Annotated in this window: 27 protein-coding genes; 18 read left to right on the top strand and 9 right to left on the bottom strand. The window is 67.2% G+C overall.

Annotated features, from left to right (window positions below; genetic code table 11):
- Positions 1–31 precede the first annotated feature (31 nt).
- The 8 genes from PPZ50_RS09035 to coaD all read left to right on the top strand — a co-directional run bounded on the left by PPZ50_RS09035 (position 32) and on the right by coaD (position 6,325).
- Positions 32–1,102 carry a PA0069 family radical SAM protein gene (locus tag PPZ50_RS09035; RefSeq protein WP_066687118.1) on the top strand — a complete coding sequence of 357 codons (1,071 nt, stop codon included), beginning with the start codon at positions 32–34 and terminating at the stop codon, positions 1,100–1,102.
- Between the two features lie 57 nt (positions 1,103–1,159).
- Positions 1,160–2,581, top strand: a complete 1,422-nt coding sequence (locus PPZ50_RS09030; RefSeq protein ID WP_126012300.1) for a M48 family metalloprotease — start codon at positions 1,160–1,162, stop codon at positions 2,579–2,581.
- Between the two features lie 39 nt (positions 2,582–2,620).
- Positions 2,621–3,787: an NAD(P)/FAD-dependent oxidoreductase gene (locus PPZ50_RS09025; RefSeq protein WP_066687115.1), complete on the top strand. Its 1,167-nt coding sequence runs from the start codon at positions 2,621–2,623 to the stop codon at positions 3,785–3,787.
- Between the two features lie 32 nt (positions 3,788–3,819).
- Positions 3,820–4,296 carry a DNA-deoxyinosine glycosylase gene (locus tag PPZ50_RS09020; protein WP_232307820.1) on the top strand — a complete coding sequence of 159 codons (477 nt, stop codon included), beginning with the start codon at positions 3,820–3,822 and terminating at the stop codon, positions 4,294–4,296.
- A 94-nt stretch (positions 4,297–4,390) separates the two neighbouring features.
- Positions 4,391–4,573, top strand: coding sequence for a hypothetical protein (locus PPZ50_RS09015; RefSeq protein ID WP_066687101.1), 183 nt, complete (start codon positions 4,391–4,393; stop codon positions 4,571–4,573).
- A 107-nt stretch (positions 4,574–4,680) separates the two neighbouring features.
- On the top strand, positions 4,681–4,923 hold the full coding sequence (locus PPZ50_RS09010; RefSeq protein WP_055819867.1) for an exodeoxyribonuclease VII small subunit: 243 nt from the start codon (positions 4,681–4,683) through the stop codon (positions 4,921–4,923).
- Positions 4,923–5,828, top strand: a complete 906-nt coding sequence (locus PPZ50_RS09005) for a polyprenyl synthetase family protein (RefSeq protein WP_066687100.1) — start codon at positions 4,923–4,925, stop codon at positions 5,826–5,828. The genes PPZ50_RS09010 and PPZ50_RS09005 overlap by 1 nt, the downstream gene beginning before the upstream one ends.
- A gap of 47 nt (positions 5,829–5,875) precedes the next feature.
- Complete coding sequence (gene coaD, locus PPZ50_RS09000; RefSeq protein WP_066688041.1) at positions 5,876–6,325, top strand: pantetheine-phosphate adenylyltransferase; 450 nt, start codon at positions 5,876–5,878, stop codon at positions 6,323–6,325.
- On the opposite strand, the gene PPZ50_RS08995 is transcribed toward coaD, so the two are convergent.
- On the bottom strand, positions 6,322–6,876 hold the full coding sequence (locus PPZ50_RS08995) for a DedA family protein (RefSeq protein ID WP_066687099.1): 555 nt from the start codon (positions 6,874–6,876) through the stop codon (positions 6,322–6,324). The two genes, coaD and PPZ50_RS08995, sit on opposite strands and share 4 nt — an antisense overlap.
- A 100-nt stretch (positions 6,877–6,976) precedes the next feature.
- Here PPZ50_RS08995 and PPZ50_RS08990 point away from each other — a divergent pair, with 100 nt between their 5' ends.
- The 5 genes from PPZ50_RS08990 (at position 6,977) to PPZ50_RS08970 (ending at position 10,866) form a co-directional block, all read left to right on the top strand.
- Complete coding sequence (locus tag PPZ50_RS08990; protein ID WP_066687098.1) at positions 6,977–8,005, top strand: COX15/CtaA family protein; 1,029 nt, start codon at positions 6,977–6,979, stop codon at positions 8,003–8,005.
- Entirely contained in the window at positions 8,005–8,799 is a 795-nt protein-coding gene (locus PPZ50_RS08985) for a hypothetical protein (RefSeq protein WP_066687097.1), read from the top strand. Before PPZ50_RS08990 ends, PPZ50_RS08985 begins: the two co-directional genes overlap by 1 nt.
- Before the next feature lie 128 nt (positions 8,800–8,927).
- Positions 8,928–9,407 carry a 50S ribosomal protein L13 gene (rplM, locus tag PPZ50_RS08980; RefSeq protein ID WP_084401188.1) on the top strand — a complete coding sequence of 160 codons (480 nt, stop codon included), beginning with the start codon at positions 8,928–8,930 and terminating at the stop codon, positions 9,405–9,407.
- Positions 9,407–9,961, top strand: a complete 555-nt coding sequence (gene rpsI / locus PPZ50_RS08975; RefSeq protein WP_126012304.1) for a 30S ribosomal protein S9 — start codon at positions 9,407–9,409, stop codon at positions 9,959–9,961. Before rplM ends, rpsI begins: the two co-directional genes overlap by 1 nt.
- Positions 9,962–10,116: 155 nt before the next feature.
- Positions 10,117–10,866, top strand: coding sequence for a class I SAM-dependent methyltransferase (locus tag PPZ50_RS08970; protein WP_126012306.1), 750 nt, complete (start codon positions 10,117–10,119; stop codon positions 10,864–10,866).
- 51 nt (positions 10,867–10,917) lie between these two features.
- On the opposite strand, the gene PPZ50_RS08965 is transcribed toward PPZ50_RS08970, so the two are convergent.
- The 6 genes from PPZ50_RS08965 to kduI form a co-directional block, all read right to left on the bottom strand.
- Positions 10,918–11,679 carry a metallophosphoesterase family protein gene (locus PPZ50_RS08965; RefSeq protein WP_066687093.1) on the bottom strand — a complete coding sequence of 254 codons (762 nt, stop codon included), beginning with the start codon at positions 11,677–11,679 and terminating at the stop codon, positions 10,918–10,920.
- 45 nt (positions 11,680–11,724) lie between these two features.
- Positions 11,725–12,921: an MFS transporter gene (locus tag PPZ50_RS08960; protein ID WP_126012308.1), complete on the bottom strand. Its 1,197-nt coding sequence runs from the start codon at positions 12,919–12,921 to the stop codon at positions 11,725–11,727.
- Positions 12,918–15,494 (bottom strand): PAS domain-containing protein, encoded by a 2,577-nt coding sequence (locus PPZ50_RS08955; protein WP_241215397.1) that lies wholly within the window; start codon positions 15,492–15,494, stop codon positions 12,918–12,920. Before PPZ50_RS08955 ends, PPZ50_RS08960 begins: the two co-directional genes overlap by 4 nt.
- 66 nt (positions 15,495–15,560) lie before the next feature.
- Entirely contained in the window at positions 15,561–16,562 is a 1,002-nt protein-coding gene (locus tag PPZ50_RS08950) for a sugar kinase (RefSeq protein WP_066687087.1), read from the bottom strand.
- Entirely contained in the window at positions 16,559–17,311 is a 753-nt protein-coding gene (gene kduD / locus PPZ50_RS08945; protein WP_066687083.1) for a 2-dehydro-3-deoxy-D-gluconate 5-dehydrogenase KduD, read from the bottom strand. Before kduD ends, PPZ50_RS08950 begins: the two co-directional genes overlap by 4 nt.
- 104 nt (positions 17,312–17,415) lie before the next feature.
- On the bottom strand, positions 17,416–18,255 hold the full coding sequence (kduI, locus tag PPZ50_RS08940) for a 5-dehydro-4-deoxy-D-glucuronate isomerase (RefSeq protein WP_066687080.1): 840 nt from the start codon (positions 18,253–18,255) through the stop codon (positions 17,416–17,418).
- Between the two features lie 183 nt (positions 18,256–18,438).
- Here kduI and hemF point away from each other — a divergent pair, with 183 nt between their 5' ends.
- Positions 18,439–19,281: an oxygen-dependent coproporphyrinogen oxidase gene (gene hemF, locus PPZ50_RS08935; protein WP_066687077.1), complete on the top strand. Its 843-nt coding sequence runs from the start codon at positions 18,439–18,441 to the stop codon at positions 19,279–19,281.
- A 4-nt stretch (positions 19,282–19,285) separates the two neighbouring features.
- A complete protein-coding gene (locus PPZ50_RS08930; RefSeq protein WP_066687074.1) occupies positions 19,286–19,879 on the top strand; it encodes a GNAT family N-acetyltransferase in 594 nt (197 codons plus the stop codon).
- Here the strand turns inward: PPZ50_RS08930 and PPZ50_RS08925 are convergent.
- Positions 19,852–20,586, bottom strand: a complete 735-nt coding sequence (locus PPZ50_RS08925) for a hypothetical protein (RefSeq protein ID WP_126012312.1) — start codon at positions 20,584–20,586, stop codon at positions 19,852–19,854. The two genes, PPZ50_RS08930 and PPZ50_RS08925, sit on opposite strands and share 28 nt — an antisense overlap.
- A complete protein-coding gene (locus tag PPZ50_RS08920; protein WP_066687068.1) occupies positions 20,583–21,419 on the bottom strand; it encodes a hypothetical protein in 837 nt (278 codons plus the stop codon). The genes PPZ50_RS08925 and PPZ50_RS08920 overlap by 4 nt, the downstream gene beginning before the upstream one ends.
- A 60-nt stretch (positions 21,420–21,479) precedes the next feature.
- Between PPZ50_RS08920 and lipB the strand changes: the two genes are divergently transcribed.
- From lipB to PPZ50_RS08905, 3 genes are all read left to right on the top strand, one after another.
- The gene (gene lipB / locus PPZ50_RS08915) at positions 21,480–22,166 is read left to right on the top strand and encodes a lipoyl(octanoyl) transferase LipB (RefSeq protein WP_066687065.1); all 687 of its coding nucleotides are present in this window, start codon (positions 21,480–21,482) and stop codon (positions 22,164–22,166) included.
- 89 nt (positions 22,167–22,255) lie between these two features.
- Positions 22,256–22,528, top strand: a complete 273-nt coding sequence (locus tag PPZ50_RS08910) for a hypothetical protein (RefSeq protein ID WP_066687061.1) — start codon at positions 22,256–22,258, stop codon at positions 22,526–22,528.
- Positions 22,529–22,733: 205 nt separating this feature from the next.
- Entirely contained in the window at positions 22,734–23,405 is a 672-nt protein-coding gene (locus tag PPZ50_RS08905; RefSeq protein ID WP_066687050.1) for a hypothetical protein, read from the top strand.
- Positions 23,406–23,622: the final 217 nt, after the last annotated feature.

Below are 23,622 nucleotides of genomic sequence, written 5' to 3'. Positions count from 1 at the left end.
TTCGTTCTGAACGATTCGATAGCGTCGGGCAATGCGGAATCGTCCGGCCAGAGGAGCGACGACCAACGTCACGAGCAGCCGCATCGCCCTGCCCGCGCAGGAGGCCGACGGCGACTGGCTGGACTGGCGGGAGACGGTCGACGGCGCGGAGCCGACGCTGCGCACCAGCGTGGCGATCGAACGGCCGCGTACGATCCTGTCGCGCAACGCATCGCCCGACATTCCATTCGACCGGAGCATCAACCCCTATCGTGGCTGCGAACATGGCTGCATCTATTGTTTCGCGCGGCCGACCCATGCCTATCACGACCTGTCGCCGGGGCTGGATTTCGAAACGAAGCTGTTCGCCAAGCCCGATGGGGCGACGCTGCTCCGGGCCGCGCTGGCCAAGCGCGGCTATGTCGTGAAGCCGATCGCGATGGGCACCAATACCGACCCTTATCAACCGATCGAGCGCGACTGGGGAATTACCCGCGCGTGCATTGCCGTGCTGGCGGAAACGAACCATCCGCTGACCATCACGACCAAATCCGACCGGGTGGTACGCGATATCGACCTGCTGGTGCCGATGGCGGCCAAGGGGCTGGTGAGCGTCACCCTGTCGGTGACGTCGCTCGACCCGAAGATTGCCCGCACGCTGGAACCGCGCGCGCCGCATCCCGAGAAGCGGTTGTCGGCGGTCGCTGCTCTGGCGGCGGCGGGAGTGCCGGTGTTCGTGTCGATCTCTCCGGTCATTCCCGCGATCACCGATCATGAGGTCGAGCATCTGATCGAGCGTGCCGCGCAAGCAGGGGCAAAGGGCGCCTATTTCCTGCCGGTCCGCCTGCCGCACGAAGTCGCGCCGCTGTTCCGAGCATGGCTGGAAACGCATTTTCCCGACCGGGCGGGCAAGGTGATGGCGATCGTCCAGTCGCTGCGCGGCGGGCGCGACAATGATCCGGCGTTCCATTCGCGGATGCGCGGGCAAGGCGTTTGGGGGCAGCTGCTCGCCACCCGCTTCGCCATCGCGTGCCGCCGCCACGGGCTGACCGGCGGTCATCCCCGACTGCGCTGCGACCTGTTCCGCCCGCCCGCCGGCGCGCAGGGCGAGTTGTTCAGCTGAGCGACGGAACCGTTGTCGTATCGCAACGTATTCGAGACGACGACAAACGGGGACCAGATGATGACGATACGTTTCCTGACCGCCGCGATGCTGACCGCCGCGACCGTTTCCGCTCCGGTGATGGCGCAGACGCGCTCGATCTCGCAGAGCGACCGGGCGCAGGGCGCGCAGGCCAATCCGCAGCTGCTGGCGCAATATGGCGGCAGATATTCGGGGCCGCAGGCCGCCTATGTCGAGCGGGTCGGTAAGAAGGTGGCGGTGCAGTCCGGCCTGTCCAATGCCAGCGGCGACTTCACCGTCACCCTGCTCAATTCGCCGGTCGAAAACGCCTTCGCCATCCCCGGCGGCTATGTCTACATCACGCGGCAGCTGCTGGCGCTGATGAACAGCGAGGCGGAGCTGGCGGCGGTGATGGGCCATGAAGTCGGCCATGTCGCCGCGCGGCACAGCAATTCGCGCAACACGCGCTCGACGCTAGGCAATCTGGGCGCGACGTTGCTGGGCGCGGTGACCGGCAGCGATCTGGTCAGCCGGATCGCCGGGGTCGGATCGCAGCTCTACACCCTGTCGTACAGTCGCAACCAAGAGTATCAGGCGGACCAGTTCGGCGTGCGCTATGCCACCGCCGCCGGCTATGCACCCTCGGGCATGGCCGATGCGCTGGTCCAGCTGAACGAAGCGCAGGCACTGGCGGCGCAGACCAGCGGACGCGGCGGCAATGCCGTGCCGACGTGGATGAGCACCCATCCCAACGGAGCCGAGCGCGTCCGCCGCGCCCGCGCGCTGGCGCAGCAGGCAGGTGGCGCCGCGACCCAGCCGGGGCAGGACACCACCTATCTGCGGATGCTCGACGGCCTGCGCTATGACGACGATCCGGCGCAGGGGGTGATCGACGGCACGACCTTCCGCCACCCGGCCCTGCGCATCCGCTTCACCGCGCCCAGCGGCTATGCGCTGCAGAACGGGACCGATGCGGTGACGATCGCCGGACAGGGCGGCCAGGCCGAATTCCGGATGGGGCCGGCGGATGACCCGGCCAGCTTCGTGCGGCAGCGGCTGGCGTCGCTCGGCGCGCGGACCGCGGCCGAGCCGCAGACCACGCGGATCAACGGCACCGATGCGGCGATCGCGACGGTGCGCGCCAATGCCAACAACCAGGCGGTCGACCTGACTATCGTCGCCTATCGCTACCCTTCGGCCACCTATTATTTCCAGATCGTCACCCCCGCCGGCCGCGGAATCGGTCCGTTCGAATCGCTGCTCGACAGCTTCGGCACGCTGACCCAGGCCGAAGCGAACGCGATCGTCGGCAAGCGCATCCGCATCGCCACGGTCCGGGCGGGCGACACGATCGATTCGCTCAGCCGGCAGATGGCCTATCCCGATTTCCAGCGGAATCGGTTCCTGACGCTCAACGGGCTGGAGGACGACGCCCAGCTGGTACCGGGACAACTGGTGAAGCTGGTCGTGCGCGGCTAACCCCTTTGCGCCGCCCGTTCGCCATGCGAAGGGCGGCGCATGACCCATCATGACGTCATCATATTGGGCGCCGGCGGCGCGGGGCTGTTCTGCGCCGGCATCGCCGCGCAGCGTGGGCGACGCGTGGCCGTGCTCGACCATGCCCCGGAGCCAGGGCGCAAGATCGTCATTTCGGGCGGTGGGCGGTGCAACTTCACCAATGTCGGCGCGAGCTGGGACCGCTATGTCTCGGCCAACCCGAAATTCGCGCGCTCGGCGCTGGGTCGCTACGCCGCGCAGGACTTTGTCGCGCTGGTCGAGCGCCATGGCATTGCGTGGCATGAAAAGACGCTGGGGCAGCTGTTCTGCGACGGATCTGCGCGGCAGATCGTGGCGATGCTGCTGGCCGAGGCCGATGGCGCGGAGATCGCGCTGGGCCAGCCGATCCGCGATGTGGGACATGCCGATGGGATGTTCACCGTCGTCCATGGCGAACGGACCCTGACCGCCCCCTCGCTGGTGATCGCGACCGGCGGTCCGTCGATCCCCAAGCTCGGCGCGACCGGCTTCGCCTATGACCTGGCCAAGCGGTTCGGGTTGAAGCTGGTCGAGCCGCGCCCGGCATTGGTGCCGCTGACCCTGCCGCCCGACGACGCGCTGTTCCGCGAATTGTCGGGCGTCGCGACCGAGGTCGTCGCGAGCGCCGGCAAGGCGAAGTTCCGCGAGGCGGCGCTGTTCACCCATCGCGGGCTGTCAGGGCCGGCGATCCTGCAGGCATCGTCCTATTGGCGGCACCGCGAGCCGGTGACGATCGACTTCGTACCCGACCGGTCGAGCGGCTGGCTGACCGAACTGAAGCGCGCGCGGCCCCGCATCGGCCTGCGCTCGGCGCTCGGCTCGGCGCTGCCCGACCGGCTTGCCGAAGCGCTGGCGGCGAAGCTCGACTGTCCCGGCGAACTCGGCAACCAGCGCGACGCGACGCTGACCCGGATCGAGCAGAGGCTCGCCGGGTGGCAGTTCCATCCGAACGGCACCGAGGGCTTCGCCAAGGCGGAGGTCACGGTCGGCGGAGTGGCGACGGACGGGCTCAACCAGAAGACGATGGCGGCGAAGCATCTGCCCGGGCTGCACGTCATCGGTGAAGCGGTCGACGTGACCGGCTGGCTCGGCGGCTATAATTTCCAATGGGCGTGGTCGAGCGGCTGGGCGGCGGGGCAGGCGGTGTGATTCGCAAGGCGTCATTTCCACCTATCGTCGACATGTCGACACGGGTACTGATCCTCGGCAGCCTGCCGGGCGACGCGTCGCTGGCCGCCGGGCACTATTATGCGCATCCGCAGAACCAGTTCTGGCGGTTGTTGTCGCCGGCGATCGGGGTCGACCTCCCCGCACTCGCCTATGACGAACGGCTGGCAACTCTCAGGGCGGCCGGCATCGGCCTGTGGGACGTAGTGGCGAGTGCAACCCGGCCGGGCAGCAGCGACGCCGCGATTCGCGACGCCACCGCCAACGACGTGGCGGCGCTTATCGCGACCTTGCCGGAACTGCGTCTGGTGGCGTTCAACGGCGGAACGGCAGCCAAGGCCGGGCGGGCGCTGGTGCGCGGGGTCGAGACACTGGCGCTGCCGTCGAGCAGCCCATTGCATACGGTCGGCGTGGCCGCGAAAAAGCCGGCGTGGGATGCAATCGGCGCCTATCTGTCGGATCGACCCGCTCGTCCCACGGCGACCTGCTGACGGTGACCATGCACCATCGTATCGGTGAGATGCTGTCCGACGAACGGCACTGCCGTCTGGCTATCTTCTATCGACCGGACCATCGTTCGTCATCGTGGAAGAGCGCATCCTGTCCCACGATCGGGGCAATAGCGAAAACCCGGACGTGATCCCCTTTCCGACTGGCGCGGAATGGCAGCCCTACTGGACGATCGACACCCGGCCGAGGACAAGGTTGTTCGGCACGATCGAGGATGCTCTGTCTGCCGCCCGAATGTCGCTGAACGGCATGCTCTGAGCAGATTCGAGTGGGTTGCGTCGCGGACGAAGCGACAGCGGACTAATTCATTACCGGTCCGCGATGCCCGGTTGCAATCCTGTCACCCCCTGCCGCATAGCATCGCCATGTCCGACGAACGCGATGTTTCCACCCTGTCCTTCGAAGACGCGCTGCGCGAGCTCGAAACCATCGTCAGCCGGTTGGAAACGGGGCAAGAAGATTTGCAGACTGCGATCGACCTCTATGCCCGTGGTGACCTGCTGCGCGCACAATGCGCCGCGCGGCTCGATGCGGCGCAGGCGCGGATCGAGGCGATCCGGGTCGATGCCGAAGGGCGTGCCTCCACCCAGCCGTTCGACGCGCAATAATGGCGACCGTCGCGCCGCCGGTGTCGCTGAACGCCGCCCTCCGCGAAATCTCGGCAGAGATGGATCGCCAGTTCGATGCGCTGCTGCCCGTTCCCGACGATCCCCGCGCGAACCTGTACCGCGCGATGCGCCATGCCGCGATCGGCGGAGGCAAAAGGCTGCGGCCGCTCCTGGTGTTCGCCACCGCGCGCCTGTTCAATGTCGAGCGTATCCGCGCCGCCCGCGCCTCGCTCGCGATCGAATGCATCCATGTCTACAGCCTGATCCATGACGACCTGCCCGCCATGGACGATGACGATATGCGCCGCGGCAAGCCGACGGTGCACAAGGCCTATGACGAAGCGACCGCGATCCTGGCGGGCGATTGTCTGCACGCGCTCGCCTTCGAAATCCTGTCACACGAGCTGACCCATCCGGATCCGCATGTCCGCATCGAACTGATCGCCGACCTGGCGCACGCCTCCGGCCCGTCGGGCATGGCAGGCGGACAGGCCATGGACCTGGAGGCGGAGGACACCAGCTTCGACCTGAACACCGTCACCCGGTTGCAGGCGATGAAGACCGGTGCATTGATCGCCTGTTCGGTCGAGGCTGGCGCGATCCTGGGGCGGGTGACCGATGCGCAGCGCACCTCGCTGCGCGGCTATGCCCGCGACATCGGCCTCGCCTTCCAGATCGCCGACGACATTCTCGACGTCGAAGGCGACGAGGCGGCGGTCGGCAAGGCGCTGCGCAAGGATGGCGAGGCGGGCAAGGAAACCTTCCTCTCGCTGCTCGGACTCGACCGCGCGCGCGAACAGGCGCGGCGGCTGGTCGACCAGTCGATCGAGCATCTGCGCGACTTCGGCCCCGAAGCCGATCTGCTGCGCGCCATCGCCCGCTATGTTCTGGAGCGCGACCGGTGAGGATCGGCGTCTATCCCGGCACGTTCGATCCGATCACCCGTGGGCACATGGACATCATCCGGCGGGGCGCGAAGCTGGTCGACCGGCTGGTGATCGGCGTCACGACCAATCCGTCCAAGTCACCGATGTTCACGCTCGACGAACGGCTGGCGATGGTCGAACGCGAAGTGGCCGGGGTCAGTGGCGATATCCGGGTCGTCGCGTTCGACGCGCTGCTCATGACCTTTGCCGAACGGCAGGGAGCGAGCGTGATCGTGCGGGGCCTGCGCGCCGTCGCCGACTTCGAATATGAATATCAGATGGCGGGCATGAACCAGCAGCTGAACGACCGGATCGAAACGGTCTTCCTGATGGCCGACGTCTCGCTGCAACCCATCGCGTCGCGGCTGGTCAAGGAAATCGCGATGTATGGCGGGTCGATCGCCAGGTTCGTGTCCCCGGCGGTATGCGAGGAAGTGATCGCGCGGGTGGAGAAGCTGGGCCGCAAGGGCGATTAACCCCGCCGTCGCCACCACCAGGTCAGACCGCCGAGCAGCGGGATGGCGACACCTCCGCCCGCCAGCACCTGCCACGATGGCAGCCAGCGGCCGATCAGTTCGCTCAGTCCGTGCCCGAACCAATAGCCGATCGACACGAAGATCGTCGCCCATAGCAGCGCCGCCGAGCCGTTGAGCAGCATGAAGCGCGCCAGCGGCAGGCGCGTGGTTCCGATCGCGACCGGGCTGACCGTGCGCAGTCCGTAGAGAAAGCGAAAGGCGAACACGAACAACGTCGGATGCCGTTCGAACGCTGTCAGCGCGCGGGCAAAGGCGGGCTTGGCGCTCCATCGCCGCACGCGGGGATGGTCGCGGAACCGACGCCCCGCCGCGAAGAACAGCTGATCGGCGATGAACGATCCGATCGCGGCGGCGAGGATCGCGCCGGCAAAGGGCAGCGTGCCCCGCTGCACCATGATCCCGCCGAGGATCACGACGGTCTCGCCCTCCATCCCGGCGCCGAGCAGCAGCGCGCCCAGCCCGTAGCGGGCGATCAATGCCTCGATCGTCACGAACCTTGCTCCCGCATCGCACCATCGTACAGGCCCGCGACCGGGGGTAAAGCGCCACGCCCCTCTTTCTTGGCCCTGCGGCAGCGGCTAGACACCTACGATGCTCGCTCCTCCCCTTCCCTCGCGCGCCCGCCCCGGCGCTGTCGCCCGCTGGCTGTGGTGGGTCGCCGCACTGGTGGTGGCGATGGTCGTCGTCGGCGGGATCACGCGGCTGACCGAATCCGGCCTGTCGATCACCGAATGGAAGCCGCTGTCGGGCACGCTGCCGCCGCTGAATGCCGAACAATGGGAAGCGGAGTTCGCCAATTACCGGAAAATCCCGGAATATCAGCTGCTGAACCAGGGCATGACGCTGGCCCAGTTCAAGGGCATCTTCTTCTGGGAATATGTCCATCGCCTGCTGGCGCGGCTGGTCGGGGTCGCCTTTGCCGTCCCGCTGGCGTGGTTCTGGATTCGCGGCGCGCTGCCGACCGGCTACAAGGGGCGGCTGCTGGCACTGCTGGCGCTGGGCGGATTGCAGGGGGCGATCGGCTGGTGGATGGTGGCCTCCGGCCTGTCGGTACGGACCGACGTGTCGCATATCCGCCTGTCGGTGCATCTGCTGAACGCGCTGCTGATCCTGGCTGGGACAGTGTGGACCGCGCTAGACCTGCGTGAGCTGGCCGCGGATCGGTATGCACGGCCGGCGCGGCTGACGACGATCGGCATCGTCACCCTTTTGGTGCTGTTCGTGCAGCTGTTGTTCGGCGCGTGGGTCGCCGGGCTGAACGCCGGGCTGGTGACCGATCAATGGCCGCTGATGAACGGGCGTTTCTTTCCGCTCGACGAATGGCGGTCGCGGGGTGCGCTCGATGCGATCGTCAACGATCCGTATGTCGTCCACTTCATCCATCGCTGGTGGGCATGGGTCGCGGTCGCTGCGCTGATCCTGCTCGCCCGCGCCGCCAAGCGTGCCGGCCATCCCAAGGTCGCCCGCGCGATCCACACCACCTTCGGCATCCAGATCCTGCTGGGGATCAGCACGGTGATGACCGGCGTGCGGATCGAGGTCGCGGCGCTGCACCAGCTGGTCGGTGCCCTGCTGGTGATCGCGACGACCTGGGGTGCGCACGCCACCGGACGCCGCTGATGCTGCTCCCCCCTCCGGCGCCGGCGGTCGAAGCGGCGGTCGCGACCGGCTTCGTCCCGGCGCTCGACACCGAGTATCGCTACCATATCGAACAGGAGCGTGACGAGGCAGGCACGATCCGCCGCTATGCCACCGACCGGACGGTCCGGTTCCGCCGGACGCCCGATGGTCTCGTCGCGCAACTTACCATCGATTCGGTCGCGGGTGGGTTGTCGGATGGGCCGGGCGCGATGTTCGAGCGTGCCTTCGCCACGCTGAAGGGGCGGCCGATCGTCTATCGTCTGTCCGATCGCGGGGAGGTGACGGGGGTCGTCGACCGCGAGACGGTGTGGACCGCCCTGATCGACGCGGTTGCCGCGCAGGACGGCGGCGATCCGGCGAAGAAGGCGATGCTGCAGCGGCTGACCGCGCCGCTGCGCACGATGCCGGAACGGCAGCAGGTGGCGATGCTGGGTTCGATGCTGACGACCCTGCTGGCACCGGACGTGGTGCGTCGCGGCGTCGTGGCCCAGCATGACATCCGCCAACGGGCGACGCCGCCGTTCGATGGCGGATCGGAGGTGACCGGCACCGAACGAATCCATGCGCAGGGCAACGCGCTGGTCGAGGAACAGCGGCTGTCGGGCGATGTGGTGGCTAGCGGCGGCAAGGCCAGCGGCCGGCGGATCAGCACGATCACCCGGCGGGTCGACGCGACCACCGGCATGATCCTCACCCAACAGACGACCGTCCGCATCGACAGCGACAACGCGACGTCGATCGCCACCACCCGGATCACCCAGCGACCGTTATAGGGTATTTAGATACCCGTCAGCAAAGCCGCACTTTGCTTGACTTTTCACCTGCCGTTCGGCAATTGCCCGGCGTTCGCACCACTCCGGTTCGGGGCGGGCGCGTCATATATCCGAAAGGTCCAACGCCCATGAAGGCGCTCATGAAGACCACCAAGTCGGCCAAGCCGCACGAGGTGGAAAAGAAGTGGCATATCGTCGATGCCGACGGCCTGGTGGTCGGTCGCGCGGCGACGATCATCGCCAACGTGCTGCGCGGCAAGCACAAGACGTCGTTCACCCCGCACGTCGATTGCGGTGACAATGTCGTCGTCATCAATGCCGACAAGATCCGCTTCACCTCGAACAAGGCGAAGACGAAGACCTACTACAAGCACACCGGCTATGCCGGCGGCATCAAGGCGGTCACCGCCGAAAAGGTCCTCGAAGGTCGTTTCCCCGAGCGCGTCCTGGAAAAGGCCGTCGAGCGGATGATCCCGCGTGGCCCGCTGGGTCGTCAGCAGATGCGCAACCTGCGCATCTTCAAGGGTGCCGAGCATCCGCATGAAGCGCAGAACCCCGAGGTTCTCGACATCGCGGGCATGAACCGCAAGAACAAGGTGGGCGCATAATGTCCGACAACCGCCAGTCCCTTTCCGACCTCGCGAACCTGACCGGTCAGCAGGCACCGGCCGCTGCCGCGCCGCAGGCTTCGGCTCCGCAGGGCGACACCGCCGGTGAAGCGCCTGCCGCTCCCGCCGCGCCGACCACCCCGCTGCGTGCACAGGAAATCGACCAGTACGGTCGCGCCTATGCCACCGGCCGCCGCAAGGACGCCGTTGCGCGCGTCTGGCTGAAGCCGGGTTCGGGCAAGATCACGATCAACGGTCGTGACCAGGAAGTCTATTTCGCGCGTCCGACGCTGCGTCTCGTCATCAACCAGCCGTTCGGCGTCGCCAACCGCAATGGTCAGTATGACGTGATCTGCACCGTCAAGGGCGGCGGCCTGTCGGGTCAGGCCGGCGCGGTCAAGCATGGCATCAGCCAGGCGCTGACCCGCTACGAGCCGATCCTGCGCGCGCCCGTCAAGGCCGCCGGGTTCCTGACCCGCGACAGCCGCGCGGTCGAGCGTAAGAAGTACGGCAAGGCGAAGGCCCGCCGCAGCTTCCAGTTCTCGAAGCGCTAATCGCATTTGGCACGAACGGGAGCACAAAAAGTTCCCGTTTGCGGCCAGTCGCGGTCGATTTGGGGCGGTCCGGTATCGGGCCGCCCTTTTCGTTGGGGACGTAACGGTATAGCGAGAGCCCGTCCGCGCGCTGGCGGAACAACCCAAGAGACGCCATGACCTCGCGTGCCAAGACTTCGCTGCTGCCGCTTGCCGATTCGGACCTTTGGCCCGACGAACTGCGCCGCAGCCTGTCGGACAAATTGTTCACCATCGCGTTCGGTGCGATCCAGTGGCCTTGGCTCCTTCGCAGCCTGTCGGGCGGGAAGAAGGCCGACAAGGCGCGGTTGATGGCCGATCTGGGCCTCGCGCCCGATGCCCTTCCGAACCTTGGCAGCTGGAAGGCCGATACCGGCTATCTCTCGCTGATCGTCGAGCGCATCGCCGCCAGCCGTCCGCGCACCGTGGTCGAGCTGGGCACCGGCGCATCGAGCCTCGTCACCGGCGCGGCGCTGGCCAAGCATGGCGGTGGTCAGCTCATCAGCTTCGACCAGCATGCCGGCTTCGTCGATGCGACGCGCGAATGGCTGAGCGAACATGGCATCAATGCCGATCTGCGCGCCGCGCCGCTGGTTGCGGCGCCGGGCGACTGGCCGGGCGTGTGGTACGACATCGACGCGCTGCCCGATCAGGTCGACCTGCTGCTGATCGACGGCCCCCCATGGACGATCCACCCTTATGTGCGCGGCGCGGCGGAAACGCTGTTCGATCGGCTGCCGGTCGGCGGGGTCGTGATGCTGGATGACGGCGCACGTCCGGGCGAGCGGGTCGTCGCCCAGCGCTGGCGCCGCCGCTGGCCGAACTTCCGGTTCGAACTGGTCAATCAGGGGACCAAGGGCACGTTGATCGGGCAGCGCCTTTCGTAAGGCAACGCCCGCCGTCACCCCGGATCAAGTCCGGGCTGGCGTCGAAGCGGATCAGTCGGCCTGCGCGGTCACCGGTTCGTCGGAAACGCCCATCTTGCGCGCGATCGTTTCGAACTGCCCGTTTTCGATCCGGATTTCGTTGAACGACGGCGGATCGGCGCGGGTGCGGGTCGACAGGGTGCCGGCGCCGATCATCCGCAATCGTCCGGCGGCGGTGCGATAGGGAATGTCGAACGGGTCGTGGACATGGCCCGACAGCACGGCATGCGCGCCCGCCGCGACCACGGCATCCAGCGCGACCATGCCGCCCTGCGTTTCGCCGCTCGATTTGGTACCGACATCGATCAGCGGATGATGCGCCGCGATGAAGATCAGGTCGCCCTTCGGCACCTTGCGCATCAGTTCCAGCGTCCGCGCCAGCGCCTTGTCGCCGACATAACCCTTCGACCAGTCCCAGCGAAACTGGAACCGGGCGGTCGTCTTGAGCGGCACGATCGCAACGCCGTCGATCTCCAGCGGACGCTCGATCATCCGCTCCAGCCGGCGATAGCGCTTGTAGGGTTTCACGAACCGCGCGAACAGATTGTAGAGCGGCAGGTCGTGGTTGCCGACCTCCACAGTGACCGGCCGGCCCAGGCTCTCCAGCCACTCGGCCGCCGCTTCGAACTCGGCGGTGCGCGCGCGCATGGTCAGGTCGCCGGTCATGATGACCGCATCGGGCTGTTCGCGCCGCACCGCGTCGCCGAACCACGCGATCGCCGCCTTGTCCTCCGCCCCGAAATGAACGTCGCTGACGTGAAACAGGCGGATCATGCGGCACTCCCGGCTATCGACTAACCGGGCAACGCACGAAGGCGGTCAGCGCTCCGAACGGATCGCCAGCGCCGTACCACCACCCAGCCCGGCCACCAACGTCAGCACCACGAATACCGCGCCCAGCCCCGCCCCGGCAGGCACCAGCGCGGCCAGCAGCGGCGGGACGCAGGCGGGCAAGGTATTGGTGAGGTTGAGCACCGCCAGGTCGCGCCCGCGTGTCTCGGGCGACGGCAGCATCTGCATCGCCAGTGCCGAATGCAGTGCCAGGAACACCGACAGTCCGGTCTGCGCAATGCCATAGCCGACGACCGCGCCGATAAAGCCGGGCGCCACCGCCATGCCGACCAGTCCCGCGATCACCAGCAGCGTCGCGCCGCCCAGGAACGGCTTGCGGCCACCGATCCGATCCGACCAGCGCCCGGCGACGATCGTCGCGACCACGACCACGGCGGTGACGATCGCCATCGCCTGCGCTACCGGCCCCGCCGCGTCGCCGCTGCCGCGCCACCGGTCGGCGAAGTGGAAAAAGGCATAGGCGGTCAGGCCGTTGCCCGCGACCTGCATCGCCAGCCGCGCGATCCACGCCCGGATCAGGTCACCGCGCACGACCGCCGCCGTCTCGGCCCCGATCGGCGCGCCGCCGCCCCCCGCCCCGCGTTCGCGCGCGAATAGCAGGAACGGCACGATCAGCAGCGCGGCCAGCGCGACATTGGCGGCGAAGCGGGTGCCTTCGGTCGGGAATAGCGGCACGGTGACGGCGGCGGCGGACAATACGCCGATCGGGTGCGATATGCCGAGCAGGCCCGATACCCGCCCCTTCTGCGCATCGGGCACTTCGTCGGCCATCACCGCGACCATCGGCGCGAACATGAGGTTCAGCGCAACCTGCCAGAAGCCGATGGCGACCAGCAACGTTGTCCGGTCGACGGCCCGGTGGATCGCCGCGAACGCCAGCGCCAGCAGCAACAAACCGGCAGCGATCGGCAGGCGGCGGCTACGGGTTCGACGCCAATGCCAGTCGCTCAACCAGCCGGCGGCAATGTTCGCGACACTGGCGACGACCGCCCCGCCCAGTACCGCCCAGCCCAGCAGCGCGACGCGGTTCGCTGGATCGATCGCGACGACCTTCACCTGCAACAGGATCGACACGAACGGCATGAACGCGACGAACAGCCCGCAATAGGCCAGCGTGTAGAGCGGGACGAAGCCGCGCGCGGGCGCGGCGGCGGAGGGGGTCAACGCCCCGCGACCCGGCGCAGCGCGGCGATCAACTGGCCGATCGTATAGGGCTTGTGCAGCAGGTCGAACCCCATCGTGCCGTGCCGGACGATGACGTCGCTATAGCCGCTGGTCAGCAGCACCGGCAGGCCGGGATGGCGTTCGCGCAGCCGCGCAGCCAGTTCGACGCCGTCGATGCCCGGCATCATCACGTCGGAAAACACGATATCGAACCCGTCCGGCCGCTCGCCGAGCACCGCCAGCGCCGCCTGTCCGTCGACGACATGCTCCGGCACGAACCCCTGCGCTTCCAGTGCCTGGGTCGTGGTGGTGCCGACCGCGACATTATCCTCGACCACCAGCACGCGCAGGCCGTTGCCTGCCAGCGACACCGGCACCTCGCGCGCCGGCGCATCGCTTCGCTCGGGCGAGAGGACCTGCGGGAGATAGAGCGCGAATTCGGTATGTCCGGGCACGCTGCGGGCACGAACCTCGCCGCCCGACTGCTTGGCAAAGCCGAACACCTGGCTCAGCCCCAGTCCCGTCCCCTTCCCCAGTTCCTTCGTCGTGAAGAAGGGTTCGAAGATGCGGGTCAGCGTTTCGTCGTCGATGCCGCTGCCGGTATCGCCGACCGTGATCACGACGAACTGGCCGGGCAGCGCCGGCGCGCCCGGCCCGGCCGGAATACCATCCACCCGGTCGACGGACAGGGTCAGGCACCCCTCCCCCTGCATCGCGTCGCGGGCATTGGCGGCGAAATTGACGATGGCGGTGTCGAACTGGTTCGGATCGGCATCGACGAACACGTCCGCATCACACGGCCGGATCGTCACCTCGATCCGTGAGCCGGCAAGGGTCCGGACGATATCGCCCAGATTGGCGACCGCTTCGTTGACGTCGAAGACCGCCGGTTGCAGCGCCGAGCGGCGGGCAAAGGCCAGCAACTGCCCGGTCAGCTTCGCTGCGCGGTCCACCGTATCGCTGATCGCCGCCAGATAGCGCTCCCGCCGTTCGTCGGTGAGCGTGGGCTGGCGCAGCAGGTCGACGGACGAACGGACGATGGTCAGCAGGTTGTTGAAATCGTGCGCCACGCCGCCGGTCAACTGGCCGATCGCCTCCATCTTCTGGCTCTGGCGCAGCGCGTCCTGCGCGGTGACCAGTGCCTTGGTCCGGTCGACGACCTGTTCCTCCAGCGATTCGGCCAGCGCCGCCAGCTCGCGCTCGGCGCGGCGGCGTTCCGTGGCCGCGCGGGTGCGTTCGGCGACCTCGCGGACGAAGGCGATCTCGTCATCGCGCCACGTCCGCGGTTCGCCATGGTTGGTGTAGATCAGCGCGACCAGCCCGCCCAGTTCGGTCAGGGGCATGTTGATGAAGGCGCGGGCGTTGATCGACTCCAGCTGCGCCGCCGTGTCGGCCGTGCGCGGGTCCAGCCGGGCATCCTCGACGATCGCCGTCTCGCCGCGCTTCAGATCGTCGATGTAACTGCCATAATCGCGGAAGTTCAGCACCCCCGCCAAGCTGCGCACGCCCGGCGCGTTCCAGTCGCGCTCGATCGTGATCGTCTCCGCCGCCCGATCGACCAGCCCATAGCCGACCCGGTCGACGCCCAGCGCCTCGCCGATGATCCGCGCCGCGGTGACGCCCATGTCGACCGGATCGTCGAGCAGGCGCAGCGCGTCATTCAGTTCGGCCATCGCCGCGCGCATCCGCTCCAGCCGCTTGTAAACGGTGACGTCGATCGACACGCCGGTCAGCCGCACGACCTCGCCATCGGCATCCAGCGTCGGCTGCCCCCGGCTGGCGATCCAGCGCACCTCGCCATCGCCGGGACGGATGCGGACCTCGATCTCCAGCGGTTCGCCGGCAAAGCTCGCCTCGATCGCCGCTACCGCCGCCGCCCGATCATCGGGATGTAGGATCGCCGACACCTCCGCCGTCGAGGGCGGATAATCGGCGTCGAAGCCGAAATTGGTCCGGCAGATTGCCGACATCGTCAGCTGGCGCGTCGCGCGGTCGAACGACCAGGTGCCGAAGCGCCCGGCCTCCAGCGCGAACAGCATCTCGCGCTCGCGCTCCTCCTGCTCGCGAAAGCGGCCGGCGAGTTCGGCCAGCAGCGCGGCGTTGCTCGATTCGAGCCCCTCCATCCGTTCGCGTTCGAGCGTAACGTCGAGCTGGCTGGCAAAGAAATAGGCGAGGCGGCCATCGGCATCGTGCACCGGAGCCAGCAACAGGCGGTTCCAGAACGGCGTGCCGTCCTTGCGATAGTTGCGGATGTCGATCTCGATCGACCGCACCGCCGCCACCGCCGCGCGGATCTGCGCGACCGTCGCGGGGTCGCTGTCGTCACCCTGCAGGAAACGACAATTCCGCCCGATAATCTCCGCGCGAGCATAACCCGTCAGGCGGCAGAAGGCGTCGTTGACGAAAACCACCGGATTGTCGGGCAGCCGCGGATCGGTGATGAGCATCGGCATGCGGGTCGCCCGCACCGCCGCGACGAACGGATCGGTCCCGCCATCCGCGCCGGCGATTTCCAGCGCGATACGGCGGTCGTCGCTCGCCGCCTGCCCGCTCGTGTCACGCCCCTGTTCCACGTCGCCTCGCATCCATGGCAGAACGTGGCGCCCCACCGGCCGTTCCCCCGGCCCGCTATGCTCGGATCAGCGTCGAACGTCCAGTCCGCCGGACAGGAAATCATCGATATCTGCCTGACGGAACAGGTTGAAATCGCCCGGCAGCGAATGTTTGAGCGCGGCGACCGCCAGCCCCCATTCGGCGGCGGTCGCTTCGTCCCGGCCCGACATCAGGGCGTGCAGCACGCCGCTGGCAAAGGCGTCGCCGCCGCCGATCCGGTCGACGATGCCGGAGATCGCGACCTCCCCGATCTGTACCGCGCCCGTCGGCATATCGATCCGCGCCGACAGCCGGTGCCGGTCGGCATCGTCGACATGCCGCGCGGTCGAGGCGATGTGGCGGAGGTTCGGAAAGGCCGCGAACGCCGCCTCGGCCGCTTCGCGCCGCCGGTCCTCACCATCGCCCGAAAATTGCTTACCCAGCAGCAGCGAGACGTCGCGATGGTTTCCGAACAGCAGGTCCGCCATCGACACCAACCGGGTCAGCACAGCGCGCGGGTCGCTGTCCCACGCCTCCCACAGCCGGGCGCGGTAATTGCCGTCGAACGAGACGGTCAGCCCGCGCGCCCGGGCCGCTTCGGCGGCGGCGATGGCGGCGTGCGCGGTTTCGTGACCCAGCGCCGGCGTGATGCCCGACAAGTGCAGCCGCGTGCAGCCCGCCAGCAGTGCGTCCCAGTCCCAGGCCGCCGCCGGGGTCGTGGCAAAGCTCGATCCGGCACGGTCATAGACGATGTCGGACGCCCTGAGGCCCGCGCCGGGGCTGAGGAAATACAGCCCCATCCGCCCCTCGCGGGTTACGACGCGCGAACAATCGACGCCCTGCGCGCGGACGGCGGCAATGGCACCGCGCCCCAACGGATTGTCGGGCACCGCGCTGACCATCGCGCTCGCATGGCCCAAACTGGCGAGCCCGACCGCGACATTGGCCTCCGCCCCGCCGACATGGACGTCGAACCGCCCGGTCTGCATCAACAATTCGCGGCCCGGCGCGGTCAGCCGCAGCAGCAATTCGCCGAAACACAGGATCATCGCGCCAGCCACCCGCCATCGACCGCAAGGATATGCCCCTGCACATAGGCCGCGGCATCGGACGCCAGGAACACCGCCGCCCCGCCCAGATCGCCTGGGTTCCCCCAGCGTCCCGCCGGAATACGGTCAAGGATCGCGGCATTGCGCGCAGGGTCCGCCTGCAACGCAGCGGTGTTGTTGGTCGCGATATAGCCCGGCGCGATAGCGTTCACCGTGACGCCGTGCTTCGCCCATTCGTTCGCCAGCAGTTTGGTGAGGCCACCGATACCCGATTTGGACGCGGTATAGCTCGGTACGCGCACCCCGCCCTGAAAGGTCAGCATCGACGCGATATTGATGATGCGCCCCTGCCCTTGCGCGATCATGTGGCGCCCGGCGGCCTGACACAGGAAGAACACCGATTTGAGGTTGGTGTCGACCACGGCGTCCCAGTCCTCCTCGGTAAAGTCGACCGCATCGGCGCGGCGGATGATCCCGGCATTGTTGACCAGGATGTCGAGCCGCCCGAGCCTTTCCAGCGTCTCCGCCACGACCCGATCGACCGGCGCGATGGTCGACAGGTCGGCGGAGACGATTTCCGCCCGGCGGCCGAGCGCGCGGACCTGTTCGGCTGTGTCGGTGGCGGGCGTGCGGCCAATCAGGGCGACATCGGCACCGGCGGTGGCCAGGGCGACGGCGATCGCCTGACCGATACCGGTATTGGCCCCGGTGACGGCCGCGACCCGGCCCGAAAGATCGAAGGGATTCATGGCAACTCCTTGGTTTCCCGCTCGGGCGGGATGCAGGCTATCGCGCGGCGCCCGTTCATTCGCATCGCGTATACCCGCGCAGGCGGGGATCCCCAGGGGTCAACTCACGCCAACTGGCAGATGTCGAGCACCTTCATGTCGGTATAGTCCTGGTTCTCCCCAGCCATCGCCCAGATGAAGGCATAGGCGCGGGTGCCCGACCCCATATGCACCGACCAGGGCGGGCTGATGACGGCCTCTTCGTTCCCCATGACGATGTGGCGCATTGCTTCGCCCTCGCCCATGTAATGGAACACCTTGTCATTGTCGGTGGGCAGTTCGAAGTAGAAATAAATCTCGCTGCGGCGTTCGTGGATGTGCGGCGGCATGGTGTTCCACACGCTGCCGGGCTTCAGCACGGTCAGGCCCATCACCAGCTGCGCCGAATCGCACACGCCGGGAATGACCAGCTGGTAGATCGTCCGCTCGTTCGATTCCTCGAGGCTGCCGCGATCGAGCGCGTTGGCATCGGCGATGCCCAGCTTGCGGGTGGTGAAGCCCTTATGCGCGGGGCACGACGCGATGTAGAAGCGCGCACCCTTGCCTGCAAACTCGACGTCGACCGCACCCATGGTGACGTAGACGCAGTCCTTGTTGCCAAGGATGAACACCTCACCGTCGACGGTCACGCTGCCCTCGGCCGAACCGACATTGACCACCGCCATCTCACGGCGTTCGAGGAACGGATGGCCCTCCGCCGATTTCGGCTCGGTCTGCGCTGGCAGCTTCACCGGCGCATCGCCGACCGCCACACCGCCGATCACGAACCGGTCGGCATGGGTGTAGTTCAGCACGCACTCGCCCTCGCGGAACAGCCCGTCGATCAGGTAGCGGTCGCGCAGCTCCTCGTTCGACACGCATTCCATCATGTCCGGGTGGGTGGCATAATAGGTACGGTCGAACATCACTCTCTCCTGATGGTAACCGGTATCAGCGGCCTTTGGCGGCCGAACCGGCATTCCTCGCTCTGATTGGCGCCTCTTCTACCGGCGAACCCTGCTGACGTCGACCCCGTTTTTGACACCGGTTTCCTGTGCTCATAACGAGAGGCTTTGCGAGCGCGTGCGTTCCGGCCTAAGTCGCGTGCCATGCAACCGCTCGATCTCCAGCAACAATCCGCCCGTACCTGGTTCGAATCGCTGCGCGACCGCATCTGCTCCGCGTTCGAAGCGATCGAACGCGAGGCGGGATCGGACGCCGCCTTCGCCTATACCCCATGGGACCGGGTCGATCCGTCGGGTGCGCCGGGCGGCGGCGGCGTGCGGGGCGTGATGAAGGGAAAGGTCTTCGAAAAGGTCGGTGTGAACGTCTCGACCGTCGGCGGCACCTTCGAGGGCGAATTCGCCAAGTCGATCCACGGCGCGGCGGACGACCCGCGCTTCTTCGCGACCGGCATCAGCCTCGTCGCGCACATGACCAATCCGCATGTCCCCGCGGTGCACATGAACACCCGCTTCCTCGTGACGACGAAGCGCTGGTTCGGCGGCGGAGCCGATCTCAACCCGCCCATCCCCTATGCGGAGGACACCGCGGATTTCCATGCCGCGATGCAGGCGGCGTGCGACGCGCACGATCCGGCGCATTACCCCAAATTCAAACAATGGGCCGACGACTATTTCTACATCCCGCATCGCGGCGTCCATCGCGGCGTCGGTGGCATTTTCTACGACCATCTGGGCAATGATTGGGACGGTGATTTCGCCTTCACCCGGGATGTTGGAGAGGCGTTCCTGTCGATCTATCCGCAGCTGGTGCGGCGGCGCAGGGCGATGCCCTATGACGATGCCGACCGGGCGCGACAGCTCGAATGGCGCGGCCGCTATGCCGAGTTCAACCTGGTCTATGATCGCGGCACGCTGTTCGGCCTGAAGACTGGCGGCAATATCGATGCGATCCTGATGAGCCTGCCGCCGCTCGCGACCTGGAGCTGACGCCATGGGGTTGATACCGGTCAAGCCGGGCGAGGTCGCGACCATCGTCACCTCGCTGGAGATGCTGGAGCGGCCGCGCCCCGCCCCGCTGCCGCCCTCTCCGCTGCGGCTGGTGCGCTGGGAAAGGCCGGGCGTCGATCGGTATCGCGCGCTGTTCCGGCGGGTCGGCGGGCCGTGGCTGTGGTTTTCGCGGCTGGTGATGGACGACGACCGGCTGACCGCGATCATCCACGACGATGCCGTCCGCATCTGGGCCGTGGTCGACCGCGCGGGGATCGAGATCGGGATGCTCGAACTCGACTTTCGCACGGCGGGCGAATGCGAGCTGTCCTATGTCGGCCTGATCCCCGAACTGGCCGGCAAGGGCCATGGCCGCTGGCTGATGGCGCATGCGCTGGCGATGGCGTGGGCGAAGGACGTGCGGCGGGTATGGGTGCATACCTGCACGCTCGACCATCCCGGCGCGCTTGGCTTCTATCGCCGGTCGGGCTTCGTGCCGTACCAGCGCACCATCGAAACCTTCGCCGACCCGCGAATCGCCGGGGCGTTGCCCGACGATTGCGGCGCGCATTACCCCTTGCTGGCTAGCCGGCGGTAGATCGTCGCGCGGACCAGCGTATAGGCGATAGCCGCCGCCATCGACATTGCCGAGATCGCGATCGCGATGATGCCGGCGGTAAACGGATTGGTCCCGCCCGCCGACGCCGCGCGGGCGATGCTCTGCAGCGCCGACTGGATGAAATAGGCGCCAAGGTGGATCAGCGCCCAGAGCGACAGCAGTTGCAGGACCCGACCGCGCGTCAGATCGAGCGCCCGCCCGACCGCATCGCCGAACCGCCGCTCCGGCTCGGCCAGCAGCACCGGCATCACCATCGCCGCGCGACCGATGACATAGAGCCCGGGCACGATGAACAGCGCCACGCCGCACACCAACGCGATGTTGAGTAGCATCGTCGCGGCGATCAGTACCGGCAACCGCCGCGCGACGATCCGCAGCGCGTCGCCGACGGTGGGCCGCGCCGGATCGAGCAGCAGCGCGAGCAGCACGGCGACGCCGACCAGTTCCGCAACCATCTGAAACGCCAGTAACGGGGCATTGTCGACCAGGAAGGACTGCATCGACGCCATCAGTGCCTGATCGTCCTTCGGCTCGACCGGTACCGTAACGCTCGACTCGCGCATGAACAGCGCCAACGCCAGATTAGGCAGGAAGAAGAACACGCCCCCGACCGCGGCGATCACGTCGCGGTCCCGCTTCCAGATCTGTACCGCGTCGTGACAGGCGGCCGCGACGTTCAACCTCATGCGAAGACGGCCGCGTCGTCCTGCTGGCCGACGACTTCGCGGTACAGCTTGCCGACGAACGCGCTCTGGTACAGCGCCAGCGCCGCGCTGACCGCTGCCACGGCAAACGCCCCGGCGATGATGGCCGGCGACAGGCCACCGTCGTTGGCGGTGAACAGCCCGATCAGGCCGCCGACCACGAACTGCGCCGCCGACACCGCGACGCCGGCGACGATGCCGTAGAGGATCAGCACGCCGATCAGCTTGAACGTCATGCCGCGCGTCACGGCGAAGGCGCGGCCGATCGCGCCGACGCCCCGCCGCTCATGCGCGACCACGGCGTTGATCGGCAGCAACCGGGCCGACACCCACAGCAGGAACAACGCGAGCACAAAGAAATACAGCAGCGCGAAGCCGAGCTTGCCGATTTCCGAGGGCTGGGGCGGCACGCCGTTCATCACCGATGTGAAGTCGAATCCGCTCGCAACGGCCAGGACGACTCCGGGGATCGCCAGCACCGCCAGGATCGCCATCAGCACGATGCTGACCCCGATCATCGGCAGGAAGCGCGTGCGGGCCAGCGACAGCGCGACGCGATGCTGTTCCTGTCCGTTGGGCTGCGCCGAGAACGCGACCAGATAGAGCGCGCCCCATAGCGACACGACGGCGGTCACCAGCGACAAAACTCCCAGTAGCGCCGCCATGCCGCCAGTCGCATCGGCGCGGACGCCGTTCAGGCTGCCGCTGAGCGCCGGCACCGCGAATTGCGTGACCAGCAGCACCGGCATCAGTTCGCCGGCATGGTCGCGCACGAAATCCACGGCGCGGTCCCAGATCGTCCCGATCTTTGCCATCGTTGCACTTGCTCCCCTTTTATCCGATGGAAGCTCTACCCATCCTGATCCTGAATGAAAATGGCCCCTGACCCCCACGTCCCGCCCGTCGCGACCGCGCAGCAGATCGAATGGCGCCCCGAAACCGGACAGATCGACTACCCCGTGGCGCTGGCGACCATGGAGACCCGCGCGACCGCGATCGCCGATGGCATGGCGGCCGAAATGATCTGGCTGCTTGAACATCCGCCGCTCTACACCGCCGGCACCAGCGCCGACCCCGCCGAGTTGCTCGACCCGCGCTTTCCCGTTCATGCCGCGGGGCGCGGCGGGCGCTACACCTATCACGGTCCTGGCCAGCGGATCGGTTACCTGATGCTCGACCTGACGCGGCGCGGACGCGACGTGCGCCGCTTCGTCCATGCGGTGGAGTCGTGGGTGATCGGTGCGCTGGCGACCTTCGACATCCATGCCTATGCCGTGCCCGATCGCATCGGCATCTGGACGTCCGATGGCGGCACCGAAGCGAAGATCGGCGCGATCGGCGTACGGGTGCGCCGCTGGGCGACGCTGCACGGATTTTCGGTCAATCTGGCCCCAGATTTGTCACATTTCGGGGGCATCGTCCCGTGTGGGATCGCCGAATTTCCCGTGACCAGCGCAGCGGCGCTTGGAAAGACGGTCGACCCGGGAATGTTCGATGCAGCGCTCGCCGCCGGGTTGCCGGCTTTTCTGGACGGGCTGTACCCCCCTGCGAAAGAGGCTTGAGGGCAAGCACCCCTTCGACTAATGTCCAGCACGGATTGGGTATTAACGGCAAAAGAAACGCCGCCTATCCATAGCTTAGGGAGCTTACCATGCGTGCATTCTCGAAGATCCTGACCGGTTCGATCATCGCCGGCGCGGCGCTGGCGCTGTCGGCTTGCGGCGGCAACACCGAAACCACCGCCGACAACGCGACCATCACCGACCTGAACTCGACCGACATGATGGACGGCACGATGTCGGACAACATGACCGCCGTTGACGGCGCCATGGGCAACGACACCATGATGATGTCGAACGACAGCATGATGATGTCGAACGACACCATGATGTCGAACGAAGCCGGCATGACCAACGCCATGTAATCAGCCGATTTCGGCTATTCTGGCGAGGGGCCGTCCGGGCGACCGGGCGGCCCTTTTCGTTATCCGTCCCCGGCCGGCCGGATCGTTACGCCCCTGTGCGGCGAAACGTGGCGATCCGATGCAAGTTGGGGCTTGGGTCGCCACGAAAAACGCCTTAACCATCGCTGCTTGCCCTGGCGCCAAGCCCGCGCCGTGAAAGGAAGAGATGAGCGTAGTGCGTACCCTGGTCCTGGCCGCTGCCGCCGCCCTGACCGTCGCGGCATCCCCCGCGTCGGCCCAATTTTTTTTCAAGCCCTATGATCTGGAGGGCCCGCGCGTCACCGGGGAGGAACCGGGCGTCACGACGCAGGTGCTGCCCGGCGCGACCCCGGCCGAGCTGCGCGCGGCGGTGCTGTGGAACATGCGCTCGGCGCTGAACGTCGCGGCGCTGCAATGCCAGTTCGAACCGACGATGCAGACGCTGAACAACTACAACGCGATGCTGTTCGACCATGCCGACGAGCTGAAGGACAGCTATGCCGCGCTGGACAAGTATTTCGATCGGACCACCGGTTCGCTGAAGGCCGGCCAGACCGCGCTCGACCAGTTCGGTACGCGGGTGTATTCCAGCTTCTCGACCGTGTCGGCGCAGCTCGGCTTCTGCCAGGCCGCGAACGAGATCGGGCAGGAAGCGCTGTTCGTGCCGCGCGGCTATCTGGGCGAATTCGCCCAGCTGCGGATGCGCAAGCTGCGCAATTCGCTGGTTCCCTACGGCGAACAGCAGTTCACGCGGCAGATTCCGTATATGCGCCCGGTGCGCCTGTACCAGTTCGAAAACCCGAAATGCTGGCGCAAGGGCATCTGGCAGACCAAGAAGTGCGGCGCGTTCCCCAGCTGACGCCGCTTTCCAAAAAAAAACGCGGAATACCGGAACCAAGGATAAGGCCTGCCGTTATCACCCTCGGATAGCGATCTTATGCCCCCCGCTCTCGCTATCCGCTAAAAGGACCCGGTAGGCGCAAACCCTCCCCCCCCCCCCCGGTAGTGCCACCGGGTCCATATACTGGTTTCACCTAAGCGACCCGTCGGCCTCAAAACCGGCGGGTCGCTTTTTG

Source organism: Sphingomonas hankookensis (genome assembly GCF_028551275.1).
GTDB lineage: Bacteria > Pseudomonadota > Alphaproteobacteria > Sphingomonadales > Sphingomonadaceae > Sphingomonas > Sphingomonas hankookensis_A.
The sequence above is the reverse complement of the archived record's forward strand: the minus strand, read 5'-3'. Positions and strand labels throughout refer to the sequence as shown.

Coding starts and splice junctions, on each gene's coding strand:
- rplM (WP_084401188.1), top strand. CDS start 8,928: ATGAAGGCGCTCATGAAGACCACCAAGTCGGCCAAGCCGCACGAGGTG.
- PPZ50_RS08910 (WP_066687061.1), top strand. CDS start 22,256: ATGCGTGCATTCTCGAAGATCCTGACCGGTTCGATCATCGCCGGCGCG.
- rpsI (WP_126012304.1), top strand. CDS start 9,407: ATGTCCGACAACCGCCAGTCCCTTTCCGACCTCGCGAACCTGACCGGT.
- PPZ50_RS09035 (WP_066687118.1), top strand. CDS start 32: ATGCGGAATCGTCCGGCCAGAGGAGCGACGACCAACGTCACGAGCAGC.
- PPZ50_RS09010 (WP_055819867.1), top strand. CDS start 4,681: ATGTCCGACGAACGCGATGTTTCCACCCTGTCCTTCGAAGACGCGCTG.
- PPZ50_RS09020 (WP_232307820.1), top strand. CDS start 3,820: ATGTCGACACGGGTACTGATCCTCGGCAGCCTGCCGGGCGACGCGTCG.
- PPZ50_RS08990 (WP_066687098.1), top strand. CDS start 6,977: ATGCTCGCTCCTCCCCTTCCCTCGCGCGCCCGCCCCGGCGCTGTCGCC.
- PPZ50_RS08930 (WP_066687074.1), top strand. CDS start 19,286: ATGGGGTTGATACCGGTCAAGCCGGGCGAGGTCGCGACCATCGTCACC.
- PPZ50_RS08925 (WP_126012312.1), bottom strand. CDS start 20,586: ATGAGGTTGAACGTCGCGGCCGCCTGTCACGACGCGGTACAGATCTGG.
- lipB (WP_066687065.1), top strand. CDS start 21,480: ATGGCCCCTGACCCCCACGTCCCGCCCGTCGCGACCGCGCAGCAGATC.
- PPZ50_RS08965 (WP_066687093.1), bottom strand. CDS start 11,679: ATGATCCGCCTGTTTCACGTCAGCGACGTTCATTTCGGGGCGGAGGAC.
- hemF (WP_066687077.1), top strand. CDS start 18,439: ATGCAACCGCTCGATCTCCAGCAACAATCCGCCCGTACCTGGTTCGAA.
- kduD (WP_066687083.1), bottom strand. CDS start 17,311: ATGAATCCCTTCGATCTTTCGGGCCGGGTCGCGGCCGTCACCGGGGCC.
- PPZ50_RS09025 (WP_066687115.1), top strand. CDS start 2,621: ATGACCCATCATGACGTCATCATATTGGGCGCCGGCGGCGCGGGGCTG.
- PPZ50_RS08970 (WP_126012306.1), top strand. CDS start 10,117: ATGACCTCGCGTGCCAAGACTTCGCTGCTGCCGCTTGCCGATTCGGAC.
- PPZ50_RS08950 (WP_066687087.1), bottom strand. CDS start 16,562: ATGATCCTGTGTTTCGGCGAATTGCTGCTGCGGCTGACCGCGCCGGGC.
- PPZ50_RS09030 (WP_126012300.1), top strand. CDS start 1,160: ATGATGACGATACGTTTCCTGACCGCCGCGATGCTGACCGCCGCGACC.
- coaD (WP_066688041.1), top strand. CDS start 5,876: ATGGACATCATCCGGCGGGGCGCGAAGCTGGTCGACCGGCTGGTGATC.
- PPZ50_RS08985 (WP_066687097.1), top strand. CDS start 8,005: ATGCTGCTCCCCCCTCCGGCGCCGGCGGTCGAAGCGGCGGTCGCGACC.
- PPZ50_RS08920 (WP_066687068.1), bottom strand. CDS start 21,419: ATGGCAAAGATCGGGACGATCTGGGACCGCGCCGTGGATTTCGTGCGC.
- PPZ50_RS08905 (WP_066687050.1), top strand. CDS start 22,734: ATGAGCGTAGTGCGTACCCTGGTCCTGGCCGCTGCCGCCGCCCTGACC.
- PPZ50_RS09005 (WP_066687100.1), top strand. CDS start 4,923: ATGGCGACCGTCGCGCCGCCGGTGTCGCTGAACGCCGCCCTCCGCGAA.
- kduI (WP_066687080.1), bottom strand. CDS start 18,255: ATGTTCGACCGTACCTATTATGCCACCCACCCGGACATGATGGAATGC.